This is a genomic window from Erythrobacter oryzae, assembly GCF_030271515.1.
Taxonomy (GTDB): Bacteria; Pseudomonadota; Alphaproteobacteria; order Sphingomonadales; family Sphingomonadaceae; genus Erythrobacter; species Erythrobacter oryzae.
Genome location: NZ_JASCXI010000003.1, coordinates 747,968 through 765,630 on the forward strand (window position 1 = coordinate 747,968; position 17,663 = coordinate 765,630).

The 17,663-nt window shown below is 61.1% G+C and carries 13 protein-coding genes; 7 read left to right on the forward strand and 6 right to left on the reverse strand.

Translation table 11 applies throughout. The features are described from left to right. The first annotated feature begins 194 nt into the window (after window positions 1-194). From PFX90_RS12465 to PFX90_RS12480, 4 genes are all read left to right on the forward strand, one after another. Entirely contained in the window at window positions 195-566 is a 372-nt protein-coding gene (locus tag PFX90_RS12465) for a hypothetical protein (protein ID WP_285712823.1), read from the forward strand. Beyond that, complete coding sequence (locus tag PFX90_RS12470; protein WP_285712824.1) at window positions 563-2,407, forward strand: type IV secretion system DNA-binding domain-containing protein; 1,845 nt, start codon at window positions 563-565, stop codon at window positions 2,405-2,407. Before PFX90_RS12465 ends, PFX90_RS12470 begins: the two co-directional genes overlap by 4 nt. After that, the gene (gene mobF / locus PFX90_RS12475) at window positions 2,407-5,154 is read left to right on the forward strand and encodes a MobF family relaxase (RefSeq protein ID WP_285712825.1); all 2,748 of its coding nucleotides are present in this window, start codon (window positions 2,407-2,409) and stop codon (window positions 5,152-5,154) included. Before PFX90_RS12470 ends, mobF begins: the two co-directional genes overlap by 1 nt. 220 nt (window positions 5,155-5,374) lie before the next feature. Continuing rightward, entirely contained in the window at window positions 5,375-6,265 is an 891-nt protein-coding gene (locus PFX90_RS12480; protein ID WP_285712826.1) for an ArdC family protein, read from the forward strand. On the opposite strand, the gene PFX90_RS12485 is transcribed toward PFX90_RS12480, so the two are convergent. The 6 genes from PFX90_RS12485 to hsdR are packed head-to-tail and all read right to left on the reverse strand — an operon-like array spanning window position 6,262 to window position 16,189. Further along, complete coding sequence (locus PFX90_RS12485) at window positions 6,262-7,104, reverse strand: HNH endonuclease family protein (protein ID WP_285712827.1); 843 nt, start codon at window positions 7,102-7,104, stop codon at window positions 6,262-6,264. The genes PFX90_RS12480 and PFX90_RS12485 overlap by 4 nt on opposite strands. 5 nt (window positions 7,105-7,109) lie before the next feature. Then, window positions 7,110-8,810, reverse strand: a complete 1,701-nt coding sequence (locus tag PFX90_RS12490; RefSeq protein ID WP_285712828.1) for an AAA family ATPase — start codon at window positions 8,808-8,810, stop codon at window positions 7,110-7,112. Further along, window positions 8,810-10,423, reverse strand: a complete 1,614-nt coding sequence (locus PFX90_RS12495; protein ID WP_285712829.1) for a restriction endonuclease subunit S — start codon at window positions 10,421-10,423, stop codon at window positions 8,810-8,812. The genes PFX90_RS12490 and PFX90_RS12495 overlap by 1 nt, the downstream gene beginning before the upstream one ends. Beyond that, the gene (locus PFX90_RS12500; protein ID WP_285712830.1) at window positions 10,420-11,343 is read right to left on the reverse strand and encodes a GIY-YIG nuclease family protein; all 924 of its coding nucleotides are present in this window, start codon (window positions 11,341-11,343) and stop codon (window positions 10,420-10,422) included. Before PFX90_RS12500 ends, PFX90_RS12495 begins: the two co-directional genes overlap by 4 nt. After that, window positions 11,340-12,809, reverse strand: coding sequence for an HsdM family class I SAM-dependent methyltransferase (locus PFX90_RS12505; protein WP_285712831.1), 1,470 nt, complete (start codon window positions 12,807-12,809; stop codon window positions 11,340-11,342). Before PFX90_RS12505 ends, PFX90_RS12500 begins: the two co-directional genes overlap by 4 nt. After that, a complete protein-coding gene (gene hsdR, locus PFX90_RS12510) occupies window positions 12,809-16,189 on the reverse strand; it encodes a type I restriction-modification system endonuclease (protein ID WP_285712832.1) in 3,381 nt (1,126 codons plus the stop codon). The genes PFX90_RS12505 and hsdR overlap by 1 nt, the downstream gene beginning before the upstream one ends. Before the next feature lie 578 nt (window positions 16,190-16,767). Here hsdR and PFX90_RS12515 point away from each other — a divergent pair. The 3 genes from PFX90_RS12515 to PFX90_RS17140 all read left to right on the forward strand — a co-directional run. Beyond that, entirely contained in the window at window positions 16,768-16,956 is a 189-nt protein-coding gene (locus PFX90_RS12515) for a hypothetical protein (protein WP_285712833.1), read from the forward strand. After that, window positions 16,953-17,336, forward strand: coding sequence for a DUF3768 domain-containing protein (locus PFX90_RS12520; RefSeq protein WP_285712834.1), 384 nt, complete (start codon window positions 16,953-16,955; stop codon window positions 17,334-17,336). Before PFX90_RS12515 ends, PFX90_RS12520 begins: the two co-directional genes overlap by 4 nt. A 176-nt stretch (window positions 17,337-17,512) precedes the next feature. Then, window positions 17,513-17,663 (forward strand): DUF3768 domain-containing protein (locus PFX90_RS17140; protein WP_419180101.1); only part of this gene is annotated, 151 nt, incomplete at its 3' end.

Consider the following 17,663-nt stretch of genomic DNA (forward strand, 5'->3'; position numbering starts at 1 on the left):
CCGGAACCTGTGAAGGGACACGATGCGATGCATCGGGCCCGGAAAAGGGATACACACCCCACGCACGCGTGCAGCGAGGATTTCTGCGGGTTTGACGGGATGCGGATAGCATCTCGTCTTCAGTCCACACTCGGCACCCACGCAATTCCGCCATTTTTCGCGATGGCGGATCGCATCGCCCCGGAGGCGGTGCGATGAGCGCGCGGGTGCAGACGGTGCGCCTCAATCCGTCGCAATATCGGGTACTCGCCGAGTTCGCGCAGCGGCGCGGGCTCAGCCAGTACGCCATGCTCGGCCGCGTCGTCGAAGAGGGGCTCGTGGCCCTGATCCACGGCGCCGACCGGGAGACCGATCTTGCCGAAATGGCCAGCGTGATCGGGTCGATATCGGAACGCCTTGCCGATGCCGAACGGGTGCTTGACCGCACCCTGTTCACGGCCTGCGCTGCCTATGCCTATGCGCGCTCGTCAGCGCTCGGCGGGCGCACATCCGACGAGGTCATTGCCGCCGAAGCACGGGCCGCATTCGAGCGCCAGCGCAAGCTGGCAGAGGAGAGCGAGCGATGACCACAGGCAACGATTTCGTCACCCGTGCCCACGCGCTGTGGCGGGTGCGCATGGCGCAGTGGCAGCAGCGCTTCGGGTTCTTTGCGAAGCTCGTTCTGCTGTCAGGCGGCGCAGGCGCAATCATCGCGCCGCAGTTCGTCATGAGCGCTCCCGAGCTCAAGGTCGCAGGCCAATGCCTCGTGGCCAAGTTCCTTGCCACTATGGGCGAATTGGCGGGCAGGGACCTGATGATGAACGTGTCGCTGGAGGGGCACCGCGCTACCGTCTCAGCGGCTGCTTTTGCCAACGAGCCATTCATTGCCGGGACCTTCTCCAAGGCCGTCGCTGTGCTCATCATTGGAGCGGTTCTGGGCTGCGCCCTGGGGCTTCTGGTGGTTTGGTTGATCCAGCGCACCATGTCCTCGCAGGGGAAGGATACGCTGGCCGACCGGGTGATCGGCGGCACCCGTCTGGCGCGCCAGGAAGAGGTCGCCGCGCGCACCCGTTCGATGTCCGGCGGGGGTGCGCTCCAGATCGGGCCGGTCCCCATCCTGCAGCGGATCGAGACCCGGCATTTTGCCTTTCTAGGGACCACCGGGAGCGGCAAGACCACGGTTCTGCGCCAGATGCTCGACGGTATCGAAGCGCGCGGCGAAGCGGCCCTTGTTTACGACACATCGGGCGAGTTCATCGCGCACTATTACAACCCCGCGCGCGGCGACATCATCCTCAATCCCTTCGATGCGCGCTGCGCTTTCTGGTCACCCTTCGACGAGATATCGCACCCCGCCGATGCCGACCGCATTGCGCGCCAGCTGGTCTCCGAAACCGGCAGTCAGGATGACGATGTCTGGCTCGAGACGAGCCGCATTCTGGTGGCCAACATGATGCGCTCGCTCTGGGCCGAGAAGAACGGCAGTCTCGAGGCCCTGCTCGATGCTTTGCAGGTCAAGAGCAAGGAGCAGCTGAAGGCCTGGCTGGGGCATACATCATCGGCCCGCACCTTTGCCGACGACGCCGACCGTGCCACCGGCAGCGTGCTCTTCATGCTCGCCAAAGCGGCGAACCTGATCCAGTTCCTGAAGGTCGAACAGGAGAATGCGGCGCGTTTTGCCTTCCGCGATTTCATTGTCGGGCTCGACCGGATCGACGGGGCAAAGCCCTGGATCTTTGTACCGCGCAAGGAGGACTATTTCGAGGCCGCTAAGCCGCTCATGGCCTGCTGGCTCGAATGCGCGGCGAGCGCCGTGCTGGGCCTTTCGCCTTCGCCCGAGCGGCGCATCTGGTTTGTGCTCGACGAGCTTGCCGACCTTCCCCGCGTCGAAAACCTCGCGCGCCTTCTGCCCGAAGGCCGCAAGTTTGGCGCGGCGATCGTGCTCACCTTTCAGGCGTTGGGGCAGATGCGGCATCGCTATGGTGACAACATCGCTGAAGCCATGCTTGCCTGCTGCAACACGAAGCTGTTCCTGCAGACCGTCGACCGCGAAACCCGCCAGTGGGCGAGCGAGACCATCGGGCAATGTGAGATCGAAATGCGGATGGCCACCGACACCTTGATGGTCGGCAAGGAGGTGCCCCGCACCTCTATTGCCACCGAGCGCCAGTTCCGCGCGGCTGTGCTCGAAAGCGAACTGCGTCTTCCCCCGCACCAAGGCTTTCTGCTGCTGCCCGACGGCCTGCCGGTTGCGCGGATCGGCCTCACTGCCGAGCACATCGCCCGGCGCGGATCGCCGCGCCAGCCTGCCTTTGTCGCGGGCGATCCGGCGAGCACCCTGTGGAGCCGGGTCAGCGCGATTGCCGTCCCTTCTGCCTCCGAATCTGAGTCAGGCACCAAGACAGGACCTGAGGCGGGACCTGTGTGATGGTGGCATCGGTCTCAGCCCTGACCAGCGCCGGGCAGGCAGCCAGCTACTATGAGGCCGATGACTACTATGCCGAGGGCGGCTTTGCCCCCTCGGAGTGGTTCGGAGAGGCAGCCGCATCGCTGGGCCTCTCCGGTGAGGTAGACCGCGTGGAGTTTGCCGAGCTGCTCGAAGGCCGCGTTGCCGGGCAGCAGCTCGGCACGACCCGCGATGGCAAGGTCGAGCACCGGCCGGGCTGGGATATCACCTTCTCCGCGCCCAAGTCGGTCTCGATCATGGCCGAGGTTGCCGGCGACAAGCGGCTGATCGCCGCGCATGCCGCAGCGGTCAAAGCTGCGCTTGGCCATGTCGAGCAGCACATGGCGGCAACCCGGGTGCGCGAGGGCGGCGAGGTGCGGCGCGAGGAAACCGGCAACCTTGCCATTGCCACCTTCCGCCATGCCACGAGCCGCGCACAGGACCCGCAGCTCCACACCCATGCGGTGATCCTCAATGCAACACAGGACAAGGATGGCAACTGGCGCAGCTTGGAGCCCCGCGCCTTCTACCAGCTGCAGAAGGAGATTGGCGCGATCTATCGCCAGGAGCTGGCGCATGGCGCTGCTGAGCTCGGGTACAGGATCGAGGCGGGCAAAGACGCCATGTTCGAGATCGCAGGCGTGCCCGACAGGGTGATCGAGGCGCTCAGCCAGCGCACGGCTGCGATCGATGCACGGCTTGCCGAGCGCGGTACGAGCCGGGAGGAGGCGAGCGCTTCCGAAAAGCAGATCGCGGCGCTCGATACCCGCGAGGCGAAGAGCCATGCGGATCACAAGACCTTGCGGGCCGATTGGCGGGCCACGGCAGAAGCCAAAGGATTTGGCGAGGCGGAGCAGGCGGGGTTGATCGCTGACGCGGAGGCGCGAGCGGGGGCGGGCGAGCTTGACGCGAACCCTGAGATCCTCGCCGCCCGGGCGGTCGCCTGGGCTGCCGCCAAGCTGTCAGAGCGTCAGGCCGTATTCCCGGCCAGCACGCTGGCCCGGGAGGCGGGCGACTATGCCTTTGGCAGGCTCAGCCACAGCGCCATCAGCGCTGCCATTGCCGAGGATGGCAATCGCGGCGGGCTGGTGCCGCGCGCCTATCTCGACCGGCGTGGGGCGGAGTTCGCGGGGTTCACCACGCCCGAAGCCATCGCGACCGAGCAGACCATGCTGCGCCTTGAAGCCGCCGGGCGCGGCGTGGCCTCGCCGCTTGCATCGCCGCTCGCTGCTGCGCGCACGGTCGAGCGCGCCGCGCGGGAGTCCGCGCGCGCGGGGTTTGCCTGGACCGATGACCAGAAGCGCGCGACTGCTGCGCTGCTCACCTCGCGTGACCGTGTTGCCGCAGTTCAGGGCTATGCCGGGACCGCCAAGACCACGACCGTGCTGGCGACCTATGCGCTTGAAGCGGCGAAGAGCGGGTTGGCGGTTATTGCGCTCGCACCGACCGCGTCGGCGGCGACGGTGCTGGGAGAAGCGCTTGGCTTGCGCGGTGATACGGTCGCTCGGCATCTTGTGTCTCCCGAGGCCAAAGGGGTCGGCAAGGGCGCGGTGTGGATCGTCGATGAGGCTTCGATGCTGTCCTCGCGGGACATGGCGGCGCTGATGGCCAGCGCCGACAAGGCCGGGGCGCGGCTCGTCCTGGTCGGCGACGTCAGGCAGCTGGGTTCGGTTGGCGCAGGCGCAGCTTTCGCCCAGTTGCAGCAGGCGGGCATGGCCACCGCAAAACTCGCCAACGTGGTGCGGCAGACCAATGCCGAGACCCGCGAAGCCGTCATGGCGTCGATCGAGGGCCATGCCGGCAAGGCTCTCGCTGCCCTGGAGCGCGGGGGCGGCGAAGTGATCGAAGGTGCAAGCCGGGATGCCCGTCTTGCGACGATGGCCCAGCGCTATGTTGCCCTGAGCCCTACCGAGCGTGTGCGCACCTTGGTGATCGAGCCTTCGCGCGACGGGCGCGATACCCTCACTACCATGATCCGCCAGCAGCTAGCGAAGCGTGGTGAGCTCTCCTCTGCTGCCGTCCGGTTCGAGGCGCTTGAGGCCAAGGGCCTGACCCGTGCCGACACACGCCAGGCCGCAAGCTATGCCATTGGCGATGTCGTCCGCTTCGCCCGCGACTATGCCGAGAAGGGCGTGACGCGCGGCGCTGCCTACAGGGTCGAGCGGATCGATTCGGACAAGGCCGCTATTGCATTGAAGGCCTCCGACGGCTCAGCCGTGGACTGGCGGCTGCGCCAGTGGGGCGCGGGCAAGGTCGAGGTGTTCGAGCCCAAGCCAATGGAATTGCAGGCGGGCGACCGGGTGCAGTTCACCCGCAACGACCGTGAGGCCGGACGCATCAACGGGCTGCGCGGCACCATCACCGGCATCGATCCCGAGCGGCAGCAGGCGACCATCGCGCTGGCCAATGGCCGCGAGCAGCGGCTTGACCTTACCGACCCGCGCGACGCCCATCTGCGCCATGCCTATGTCCAGACCGCCCACGCCGCGCAGGGCCAGACCGCCGAACGGGTGCTGATCCACGCCGACAGCCGCTCTGCCAATCTGGTCGATCAGAAGATGCTCTATGTCGCGCTCTCGCGCGCGAAGTCCGAAGCCATTGTGGTCACCGACGACAAGGCGCGGCTGATCCGCGCGATCCATGAGCGCGCGGGCGAGAAGCAGACAGCCATGGAGGTAAGTGCGCCTGAGGCTGCCAAGTCGAAGTCTCTGGGGGCTGGTCTCGGCTGATCGTGTGACGCGCGAACGCAGGGCCATGACATCCTTCGCCCTGCCCTTGGAATGAACTGCTCCCTGAGTGACAGGCCGTGCCGGGCGGGATCAACAGCCTGCCCGCTCCATTCGGGCTGCGCCCTCCCGTGTTGGCTGCTCCGCTTACCGCTGACCCGCCCGGCCATCCGGCCCGTCCCTTCATCCGCGTTCCCAACGACAGGACGAAGGATTTACCACCATGGCCAGCACCGCAACCGCCAGCATCTACGACACCATCACCAACCAGATCATCGCCGCGCTGGAGCGCGGCACCGGCGACTACACCCTTCCCTGGCACCGCAGCAGCGCCCCGCTGACGCGCCCCATCAACGCGGTCACCCGCAAGGCCTATCGCGGCGTCAATGTCCTTGCCCTCTGGGCCAGCGCCGAAGAGCAGGACTTCGGGCATGGCCTATGGGCAACCTATCGCCAGTGGCAATCGCTCGGCGCGCAGGTCCGCAAGGGCGAGAAGGCCTCGCCGATCGTGTTCTACAAGGTTCTGGACAAGCCCGAGGCCAGTGAAGAGGAGGCGCGCGAGGGCGCGGGCCGGATCTTCGCGCAGGGCTCGCATGTGTTCAACATCGCGCAGGTCGAGGGCTACGCCTTGCCCGAGCTGCCCGAAGCCGAGGTCTTCGATCCCATCCCCGATGCCGAGGCCTTCATCGCTGACACGGGTGTCGCAATCCGCATTCAGGGCGACAGCGCCCACTACACCCCTTCCACCGACACGATCACCATGCCCGACCGCGAGCGCTTCTTTGCCACCGACACCGACAGCGCCGCGCAAAATTGGTACGCGATCCTGCTCCACGAGCTGGTCCACTGGACCGGGGCTGATCACCGCCTTGCCCGCACCTTCGGCAAGCGCTTCGGCGACGAGGCCTATGCCATGGAAGAGCTCGTCGCCGAGCTTGGCTCAGCCTTCCTGTGCGGCGACCTCGGGCTTTCAGTGACCCCGCGTCCGGATCATGCCTGCTACCTCGCCAGCTGGCTCAAGGTGCTCAAGGGTGACAACCGCGCGATCTTCACCGCCGCCAGTGCAGCGGCGAAGGCTGCGGAGTGGTTATCTGCCAGATCGCCTAAAGCCTAGGCAGCGATAGCCGGATAGTCCTCTGGTGACGCGATTAAGCCAGCTAATCCTCTCTCAATCAATTTTGCTCGCGCAGCCCTTGCAAATGCACTATTTGGCAGAGTAAGTGCTTTTATAGCTCTTCGTTGATCATCAACAGGAATTGAGTCGGCTGCATCATCAAAATTATTTGCTGCTTCGATCGACTTAAGAAGGACATCAACCCGATCATTTACATCTCGCATAACATCTTTGCGGGCTTCCAAAACGTCTGGAAGATTTAGTGCATAGTGGCGAATGCTTGCTTTGACCCGTTTCTTTCCTGTGCCGACGCAAGTGGAAGATGGCTTCATTCGTCCATCAGAACCTACATCAATTAAGGCAACATCATCTTGACATACAGGATCGAGCAAAAGGGGGCGCTCATCGTTCGTGCATCGATCATCCCAAGAAGCAATTGGACTCCCATCGCACAGGGGAAACCAGCTCGACTTTCCAACAGTCTCGCCAGTCTCTTCATCTGTACTTAATCTATTGGAACGTTCGGCCGAGTATCGGAAATTGTCCCAGTCGAATGCAAGCCACGGGTAGCCATTATCTTTGTAAGTATCTGTACGCTGCGCTTCTGCTTTTGGACGAAAATGATCAACGTCGTACGGCGATTGCGGGCCTTTCGCTTCTGAATACCAGCACTTTCCATACGACATTGCGCGCAGATGGCGCTTAAACGCGCGCCAGATATGTGATTTTTTCTTGATAAAGTCGATCCGCTGATCGGGTGGCAAAGCCTCCAATTCAACTTGCGCCCGTTCAGCTACCTTGATCAATTTTTCTGGGATCAACGCCGGATCGCGCTTCACGTAAATCAATGCGCCTTCCCCTGCTCAGCTAAGAGGGATTTGATGAGCGCCTGCATTGCCAGTCGGCGCTTCTCGATTTGCTCTTGTGTCATGGGTGGTCGGTCTGCGTATTTCACGTCGTGGACCGCCTTCAGGAAATCGTCGTAAAGCGGATCGCGGCTTTCATGCATGAAGCCCAACCGGTCGAGTTTATCATTGAGCTCGATGAGCATAAGCTCCTGTTTCTCGGATCGTTCGTCAATGCGTGCGAGCCTATTTCGCTCATCGATTTGCTTTTGTGTTTCAGGGTCAAGCGTTGTCGGCAGACCAAAAATCTCAGTCAGCGTTGAGGTAAAGCCGAGGCCCCGCGGATCGGCATAGGGTTCGGAAACAACGATCTGATCGTCTTCCCCCTTTTGCATCACCCGAACTTCTTTTTTGGTCAGCGCGGCAATCGTAAGCGGGTTGTGGGTGGTCATAACTATCTGGCATTCGCCTTCGTCGGCTGCGACTTCCGTCCATTCGCGAATCAGGTCGAGATAGGTGAGCTGCCATGCGGGATTGAGGTGCGTGTCAGGTTCGTCGAGCAAAAACAGCGCTTGCTTCCCGCGCGAGACGCGGATCAAGCCGAGCACCATAAGCAATTGTCGCTCGCCATCGGACAAATCGCTGAAGCTGATATCGCCGCTATCGTCGCCCTTGCGTGTGACCCACACGATCATGTCGCGAAACAGATCTGATATGTCGGCGGCCTCCAGCGCGGCAAACATGTCCTGGTCGGTTTCGTAATTATCGGCGAACTTCTGCAGCGCCTTTTTGTCGCGTAAGAAGCAAGCGAGCTGGGCTTCGGTGCGTGGCTTGTGGCGATAGTCGTCGACAATCTTTCCGGCTAATGTGACCGGGTAGTACGCCAGTTCGCGAAGGCTGCGCGCGCAAGCTCCGGCTGGTCCACGAGCACCCCAAATGTCCAGTGCCTGTTCGCTCAGCTTGTCATAGGTCCGCCGCCCACGGCCTGCCTTTTCTCGGTCTGGATCCCGCCCCTTCTGCCATTTGCTATTATTGAACCAAGATGGCTCTTTGAAATGTGCAAGAGCGGAATGGAAACCAGTGATGCCCAATTTCTGGGTGAGTAGAGCCTTGGCGTCAGTCTCCTTGCCGGGCTTGGCGAGGTAAGCCAGCAAGCCGAGCGTACCGTGGATCGGGCGGCAATAGAAAAGTCGACGTGCAAATCGGGCCTCTTCGTATGCCTCTTCCGTGTCTTCCTTGTTAATGACACCATAATATCGCGATTGGTGAGCATCGAAGAGTTTTTCCAACTTCCTACCACTACCGGAATAATATCCAAATATCAGATCAGGGAGATGGAACGGTCGAATACGCGAAATTCGGGAGTCGATAAATTTAGTTGGATCGAGAAGAATTTCTTCGGTCGCGCGAACTGGCGTTCGCGGATGAAAAACTCCAGGCAGTGTCTTTGGGGCATCCTCCCGATTGGTTAGCCGAACATCGTAGCTGCCCAGACGATAGCACAGGTCATAGGAGAATCTTATCCGCGCGTGATCTCCAAGATCGTATGCTCGGAACACCTCGACAATCGCTTCGATGAGGTTGGATTTGCCGCTACCGTTCTCCCCGATCACCACGCTGGTAAGGCTGTCCTTGTCGAAATCGACCGTGACATTCTTGAGGTTGCGATAACCATCGATGTAGACGTGGAGGAGGCGCATCAGGCTGCTTTCAGCTCGTCGTCGCTGTCGAGGATATGGCCCTTGTCGATCTCCCAAGCGAGCTGCTTGTAGAAATCGGCCACGGGCAGATCGGCAGCGCGGAACAGGCTTTGCGCGTCGCTGAAGCGACCAGATTTGAGCAGGCCTGCGAGATATGGCTTACCCATCACATCGTCATCCTGGCGATTTTTGGTCATGCCTGACTTTCCCTTAGGTCTTGGAGAGTTTCCGTATGCAACGGCCTTTAAACCGACGTCGATGGAGGCCAGGACAACTTTATCGCCTTTTGGGGGCCTACCACGCCCGATCTTTCGCGGTTTAGCCGCAGTTGCTTCCCGTTCCGCCTTGATGCGTTCCAGCAGCTTGGCCGCAGGTTCATCATTGGGGTCCTGCGGCACCAATTCGCCGCGGAAGGCTTTGGCGAGGATGGCGGCGTCGAGTTTGGGGAGCAGGCGCGCGGCGGCGGCATGGTCGGCGGCCATGCGGTCGAGCCAGCCGAATGCAGATTCGATCCTGCGGACAATTTCCGCTTGCTCTTCGATAGGTGGCAGCGGCAATTCAACGTTTTGAAGCGCGCGTTGAGGAAGATGCTTGATTGTCGATCCGGTGAAGTGCCTTTCAAGCTCCTGAGCGTCAGCAAGATACTTGAGATGATAGACAAGGTAGGACGGGTTCAATCGCTGAAGGTCGGGGCGAATGCGGATCAGCGCCTTTTGGAAAGCTAGATCGGTAGACCCCTTGTTCCAGATCGCAGATCGGCCTGGCTCACCGCCTTCACAAGTCAAAATATCGCCGTCTTTGATAGAGAACTTGCGCCGTTCTTCATCAGACATCGGCATTTCGAGCACATCGTCAAGCTGGAAATCGAACCAGCGGACGTTGATATTCCGAAGATATCTTGTGGGTTCACCCGTGTTCTTTGCTTTATCGAGCATCTTGCCAAGCTGAGTGTCGGCGAGCTCGCCAATCGTCGCTGTCTGCCAGCCTTCACTTCCACCGGTAAGCTCTCCCGAGAATGCCAGAGCTAGGAGGCGTTGTTTGTAGCGGGCGATGAGGGTGGGGATGCGGTCCAGCTCTTTGCGGGCGCGGGCGGTGCGCGCGGTCAACCCATCCACCTTCGCTACAATCCGCCGCTGTTCGGGAAACGGCGGGAGCGGGATCAGATGTTCTTTGAGATAGTCGGCCGGAACACGCTGTTGACCAACTGCCCCGGACATGACTGCCTGAGCGTTCTCACGAAACGATTTCTGACGGACGAAGCGCCAGAGATATTCTGGTTCAATCGCCCCACGGCTGCGAAAAACATGGAATTCCGTAGAACCCATGCCCGTCCCGTTCGTGAGGCCACGCGCTACCGCCGATTTGCCATTTTCCATTGAGGGCGTGATTTTTGCGAAGATCACATCGTCATCGCGGAAATGGGTGAAGCCCTTTGAGACCTCGCCATAGGGCCGATCTATGGGCGAAAGGATGGTTCCTGAAACCTCGTCGACCGCTGCCATGGGCACGAACGAGACAAGGTCGGACGTCGACAGATCGACGTCCTTGCGGGGGTTAACCTCAGCAACGTCGCCGATCGCAAGCTCAATCCAACCGCTTGGCAAACTGCTCATGCGCTTACCCCATCGGCGGCAATCCGCGCCTGCTTCACGTCATTGTAGGTCCGCTTCTCGCCCTTCACCTTCCATTCGGACAAGCCATTGCTGTTGCGATCCAGCACGACGGCGGCAGCGGCTGATGGGCTGGAGAAGCTGTAGGGCTTCACGAACGTGTACCGGCCATCTGCACCGGGCTGAAGCACGCCTTGCCTGACCAGGTTGTCTTTCAACGCGCCATAGCTCTGTTGAACATAGCCGGTGTCTTTCAGTGCTTGAGAACCTTCCAGCACGACGAATTCGCCATCTTCCTCCACCGCCTGCGCCTGCACGCCGGACTTGTGGCGGATTTCGAAGGTCATCTCGCCGCTGGTGCGCTGCGCCACCGGGGTGGCCGTCTGCGTCACCGCGCGCGGCTGCGGCTTCAGCAGATCGAGCCCGACCACAGGCAGGATGATTTTCAGATTGGCGAGGAACTGTTCCATGTTCGCCTGATCCGCCTCTGGCAGACGACGGCGCTGACCGGCGGGGCTGGTCCCGTTGTCGAGCGTGACGCGGTTCGCCTCGGTTGCCATCTGGATCAGCCGCGCTTCCAGATACTCCACATGTCCCTTGGACAGATCATCATCGCTGGTGGTGACGGCAATCGCCGTTTCCCAGAACTCCCGCTGCGCCGCGCTTTGTTTAATCCGCTCGCGCACGCTGTTTGCCGAGCCGATATAGGCGCGCGTGCCTCCCACCGCTTCCGCGTCCGGGCCGGAGAGGATGTAGATGCCCGTCCGGTCCAGCTCTGGCCGGGCGGTGAGTGCGGCGAAGGTGGTGCCGGTGGCGACGAAGGTGAGGCCGGTCCAACCATGGATGGTCGCCTTGCGCAGCCCGGTGGGCGTGCCATCGACGAGGAAAAGCTGAATGGTGCGGCCAAAGATTTCAGCTGTCATGCATCGACCTCGTCAGTCTCGGCCAGCTCGTCAGCCACCGCCTCAATTTCCTCCAGCGCAGCGCGCAAATGGCCCAGGATGGCGGCAGCGATGTCGTCAGGTTCGGTCAGTCCTTCCTCGACGACCTCTTCGTCCTCACGAAGCCAGCTGATATCAAGGTTATCATTGCGCTTGGCGATCTCTTCCCGCGTGAAGACACGAAAACGTCCGGTCTCGCCTTCATCCTTGCGCTTGGCGGTGCCGAGCGGGTCAGCGCCGTAGGCCTTGATGAATGGGGCAAAATCCTCAGCAGTCAGCACACGATTTTTGCCGAAATTGGGCATTTGGGCGCGCAGATCATAGAACCAGACCTGCTTCGTAGCCCCGACACGCTGCTCGGATTTCTTTGTGAGGAACATGACGTTGGTCTTCACACCCTGAGCATAGAAAATGCCGGTGGGCAGGCGCAGGATGGTGTGCACATCGCACAGGTCCATCAGCCAGTTGCGAAGATCGCGGCCCATATTATCTTCAAACAGAATGTTGTCGGGAATGACTATAGCCGCCCGGCCACCGACTTTGAGGCCCCGTACGACATGTTCCATGAACGGCAGCGGACCTTTGCGCGATCCCGCCGTGATCACAAAATCGTTGCGTGTGGTGCTTTCGGGAAACTTGTTGAACGGCGGATTGGTGAGGATGAGATCGGCAGGGTCGAACTTTTCGGCGTCTGCCGTCAGAGCGTCGATGCAGTCGATGGGCTGCTCAATCCCGTGGAGCAGCAGGTTCATTGTGTTGAGCCGGTGGGTGCCGGTGATCAACTCCGCGCCTTGAAAGGCATTGTTGCGCTGGAAATGGGCCATTTCCGGGCTCAGTTTCATCAGATCATCAGTCTGGCGAAGGATAGCCCGGTGCGCTGAAATGAGGAATCCGCCGGTGCCTGCCGCAGGATCTTGAATGATCTCTCCTGCCTTCGGCTGTACCAGTTCAATGATGGTGTCGATTAGTGGGCGCGGGGTAAAGTACTGACCTGCCTTGGATTTCCGCTCCGACGTGGTTTTTTCCAGTAGCCCTTCGTAGAGGTCACCCAGGCCGTCTTCTTCCGCCGCATACCAGTCCACATTGTCGATGGTGGTGATGAGTGACGTTAGCGCGGTCGCCTTGGTCAGCGACGTTTTCGCGTCCGTAAATACCTGATTGACGAGAGGGAAGTTGACCTTGGACTTATCGCCTAGGGTCACCAAAAGTGTTCGGTAGAACTGAAGGCGCCCTTCGCCTTCCTTGGCCTTCAAAGCCTTCCACCGGTATTCTGCAGGAAGCCGCTCCTCGAGTTTCTTGCCGTCCCGCGACACCTCCTCCAGCATCTTTAGCAGCAAAAGGTAGGTCAGTTCGGTGACGTATTCGTAGTAGCTGACGCCGCCGCCCTGCAGGCTCTTGCTGGCGTTCCACAGCTTTTGAACGGTCTCACGCGCCCTAGGTCCGTTCATTACCCTGCCTCTTTCCAAATGCTCTCATTGAGGTCGCGAACGACCTGCTCCAGCTCGCCATTAAACACCCGGTCGATGCGTGGCCAGCCACCAAGCGAGGCAAAAGGCTCGGCATCGAACGCGGCTCGATCCACCACGATTTCAAGTTCAAGCTGGCGGCCGATCCGTTCGATCCACTTGCGCTGCACATCTGTCCAGTCTCGCTTCCGCAAGATTGCTTCAACAGCGAGGCGCACGCGTTCAGCATAGGGAATGAGCGGGTCGCCAATCGCGGCCTGGCGAATGTAACCCACAATTGACGCTGCAATGTCCTGATTGGCGGTATCGGTCCACGCGCGCTTGATCTTGCTGTCGGTGAAACCCTCTGCATCGAGCGCGAGCCTGAGCTGACGCAATTCCTCGCGGGTCAGTTCTTGCGGGCGCTGGACGACGATCCGCAGCGCGGCAATCCGGTTGACGTTGTCACGGACGAATTGGGCAAACTTGTCGAGGAAGTCCTCCGGCCTGTCAGCGGAGCCATAGCCGCGCGTCACGCTGGTCACCTCGTCGGGGTGCTCCGATATCGGGAGCATGCGAGGCGTTCCGTCCTCGTTCGTCCAGTCGAGGATTGGACCGAGATTGGGTCGGTCGGCAGCCCAGATTGCCAAGTCAATCGGATCGCCTTTGACGAAGCGATCAAGGCTAGCTTCAGGCGTTTCGCCAGCTTCAATCTCAAACTTGGCCCGCGCCTCAGGCGACAGTTTTTTGAGCCGGCGACGCAGGCGGACAATGATTTGCTCGCGGACACGGTTCTTGTGCTCGGCATCACCGCGCCCCTGCAACTCTTCGAACAGGTTGGTCAACGTGAACTTGGGATCAGCCGCGACCGGCTTCATGTCCGTCATGTTCTGGAGGTGCGCATAAAGATCAACCGCATCGAAAATGCGGAAGCCCTCCTTGCCGATCTCCGGGCAAAGACGTGTCGCGCGCCCCAGCATTTGCTCATAAAGGATGCGGCTATTCACCCGCCGCATGAACACGAGGTTCGTGATCTTGGGGACGTCGACACCGGTGGTGAGCAAATCGACCGTGACCGCGACCTTTGGCAGGGGATCATTGCGGAACGCGAGGATGAGATTTTCGATCTTGTCGACGTCGCCGGTCAAACGCTGGACTGTTTCATCCTTCATCGGGCCATAGGCATCGCGAAAGGCGTCGCGCAGCTCCTTTACAAGAATGTCGGCATGCGCCTTCGAGACAGCGAAGATCAAGGTTTTGTCAGGATCGGCAGGGTCGATGTATTTGACCAGCTCCCGCGCAATTGCCCGGTTGAACGGAACCGTCACCACACTCTTGTTGAACTGCTCGACCTCAAACCCGATTTCATCGGGCAGGGTGACGGTTTCCACCTGGCCCGTGCCGGGGTGGACAAAATCCACCGCTTCGTCGCGAACGAACTGGATACCGCCCTCCGACAGCTTTGTGGCAATCCGGATTGGCGGCTCATGGTCGTTGAGGAAGCCGTCGACGACAGCTTCGCGGTAGGAATAGGTGAAGATCGGTTCGCCAAAAATGTCAGTGGTATGGAGCGCAGGGGTGGCCGTCAGCCCGATTTTGACAGCATCGAAATGCTCCAGCACGCGCCTGTATTTCGACACGTAGTCAGATTGGTCCCGGAAGCTGAGATCGCTGTCCGACATTTCACGATCCAGCAGGTAGCCACGATGGCATTCGTCGACGACCAGCAGATCATATTGATCAATCGGTGGCGCATCTTGGGCGCTCTCGGAATAGAGCACCCGGCGCACCAGGCCCTGAATTGTGCAGATATGAACGCGGGTGTCTTCATCCAGCGCAACATCGGCCAGACCCTTGATGCCAAAGATGTCGGCGAACGCCTTTCCATTGACCACTTTGGTGGAGGTGAACTCGTCCTTTGTCTGGCGCCCCAGCGCGCTCCGGTCGACAACAAAGCAGACCCGGCGAAAGCGCTTTGCTGAAATCAGGCGATAGAGCATTGCGATGGCTAGTTTGGTCTTGCCGGTGCCCGTTGCCATAGCGACGAGCATGGCTTTGCGACCTTGGGCCAAGCCTCCCTCAACAGCCTCAATGGCATGACGCTGATAATGGCGAAGGGGGAAACCGAAGTCGAATGGCTGGGTCGCCAGCTCATGGGTGGCGGCTTTGACATCGACAGCAAGGCGCTCGATGAGCCCTTGCGGTGAAGGCCATCCGGCCAGAACTTCAGCCGGGTTGTTCGGGTCTCGCAGATCCCGCCGCCAGATGCCGGACAGAGCTTCAACCTGTTTGAGATAGGGCCTGCCGTTCGCCGAGAATGCAAACGGAGCCTTGAACACGTCCCACGGTCCGCCCTCGGCGAACTCCGATTCCTGCATGTGAATGTCCGACGCGTAGCGCTCAGCCTGGCGCAGCACGGCCATGACATTCTTGTTTCGGCGCTTGGCTTCTATAGTACCGACAAGGGTCTTCCCGCAAAACAGGGCGTAGTCTGCCGGACCTGTCATCGTCGGCCATTCGGCAATGGCCCGGTTACGTCCTTTCACGGGTCTGGTACCATTTGAGTATCGAAGCCTGGGAGTATCGGCCTCCCAGCCAGCATCGCGAAGCTGCTGATCTATCAGCGCGCGGGTGCCCGCTTCATCGAGGCTGATCTGCTCAGCAGCGTCGCGCGCAAGTTCAACGACGATTTCCGGCGCTGGTGCATCATCGCTTCGCGCGGACGCAAGTGCTGCTTTGAGCTGCGCCGATAGCTGCAGGCGTTCGCGCTCCGCATCCTCGGCCAAGGTTTCCCAGACCGCCCGCTCTTCGCGCTCGCTCGCGGCGATTTGCTCGGCAGAATTCCGCTTGGCGGCGGCTGTTTCGGCCTCTGCCCTCAGGCGCTCAGCTTCTGTCTGTGTTGCAACAAGCTCTGCTTTCAGTCGGCTCAGCTCTTCGATAAGTGGTGCGTTGGCATCGCTTGGCGCAGTTGGCGGCACGAACGGCCCAAGCTTCTCGGCCGGACGATGGAAGGTCCGGAAGTACCAGATTGACAGCTGCCGAGCCAACTTCAGTGAATTGAGAGCCCCGGCATGGTCATCAGCCCCGCCATGCGCTGCCTCGTTTCCGGCGATGCGCAGGGAGTGGAACAGGTCCCCGACTTCACGCGGAAGGCTACACTCGAACTTCAGTCGCCTGAGCAGGTCAGCGAGATTGTCTGACGGAGAGACTTCCAACCCGAAGCGCGAGCCAGTCAGCTGTGCGATGAGTTCTGAAAGCTGCCTCAGCTTGATGAGGCATGTGTTGGGATCGTCGGCGAAGTAACGCTCAGCCAAGGCCCCAAGGCGGTAAGCCTGGGGCTCAAGCTTTTGTAGAAATGCAAAATTCGAGTTTCCCCCGATCATGTATCCAACGTATCGCCACACCGTCATTTAGACCACAGATTTCCGCAGTACCCGGCAATCGGGATAGTAATAACTTCAAGCAGTTCAGAGCGCTACCCTGCCGGGCGACCTGCTCTATCCGCTGGCGCGGACCGGGCCTGTAGTCCCGGCCCATCTGGGTAACGATCAGGAGCGGGGGGAGGCGGAGCGGGAGGTTCTGGAGGACGCGCTCTGTCCCGCATGGCCTGTGGCCATGCTCCTGAGGGCGCGGTGTTCCTGAGCTGACCCGCAGGCGCTCTTGCCTCTTTCATTGCCGGACGCCCGCTGGCCCACTTGGCCCGCGCGCAGGGCGTCCGGCGGCTTCGCGCCGTGCAAGGGCGCCGTCTTTGTGCGGATCGCTGCGGCGATCCTTTTGGGGGAAAGCCAAGGGCTTTGCCCTCTCGTTCCCAAACCCCAATCGACACCCCCGTGTGGCGGGCTTCGCCCGCTGGCCCGCGCCAGGGCATCGATTGGGGTTTTCCCTCCCCCTCCCATCCTCGCCGGAAGGCAGAGCCGCATGCCGCGTGACGCTTGCGGCTTTGCCGGATGGAGTTTGGACCATGGGTGACCTGATCTTGAATTATCGCGCATGCGGGGCCGAGTGCCGGGAGGACTGGCTGCGCATGCTGGCGCATGACAACGGCTTGCCGCTGGTGGCGGTGCAGCAATTGGCCGACGAGCTCGGCGAGCGCGAGGATTTCGGCGAGCTGGTACGGCTGTGCGAGTGCGGCGGGAGCATCGCGTCATGAGCGGCGCTTTGCTGTCGCGCGCCGAGCGGATTGCGCGGCTCAATGATCTGGCGCGCCGCGCCATGGGGATTGCCTGCGTGGTGGTGGCGACCGAGGGCATTCGGGCCTTACCTGAGGCGGACCAGTCGCGGCTGCGCGAGCTGGTCGAGACCTTTGATGCCTTCACGCCGGACAATGATCCCTATGGCGAGCGCGACTTCGGTGCGATCTGGCAGGGTCTGGACGGTGACTGGTCGGCCTCGCGGCCTGTCGATGTCGCCGTGACCGTGTTCTGGAAGATCGATGCCTATGACCGCGACCTGCGCTTCGGCAGCGAGAACCCTGCCGATCCTGCCGTAACCCGGCGGGTGCTGACCATCTTGTTGGCGAGCGAGTACTGATATGGCTCGCCTGTCCCACACGGTGGAACCGTCGCGCCTTTCTTTCGGCGCGTGGTGCCACACTACCGACAAGCAAATCGGCGAAGGCGATATTCGGGCCAGCTACAGCGCTGACCGCATCGGCATGGGGCAGCCCATCCGCAAGCCATTCCGATATAGTGGAGAGCTTTGGGTCTGTGCTGCGCGAGCTGGTCGAGACCTTTGATGCCTTCACGCCGGACAATGATCCCTATGGCGAGCGCGACTTCGTTGCGATCTGGCAGGGTCTGGACGGTGACTGGTCGGCCTCGCGGCCTGTCGATGTCGCCGTGACCGTGTTCTGGAAGA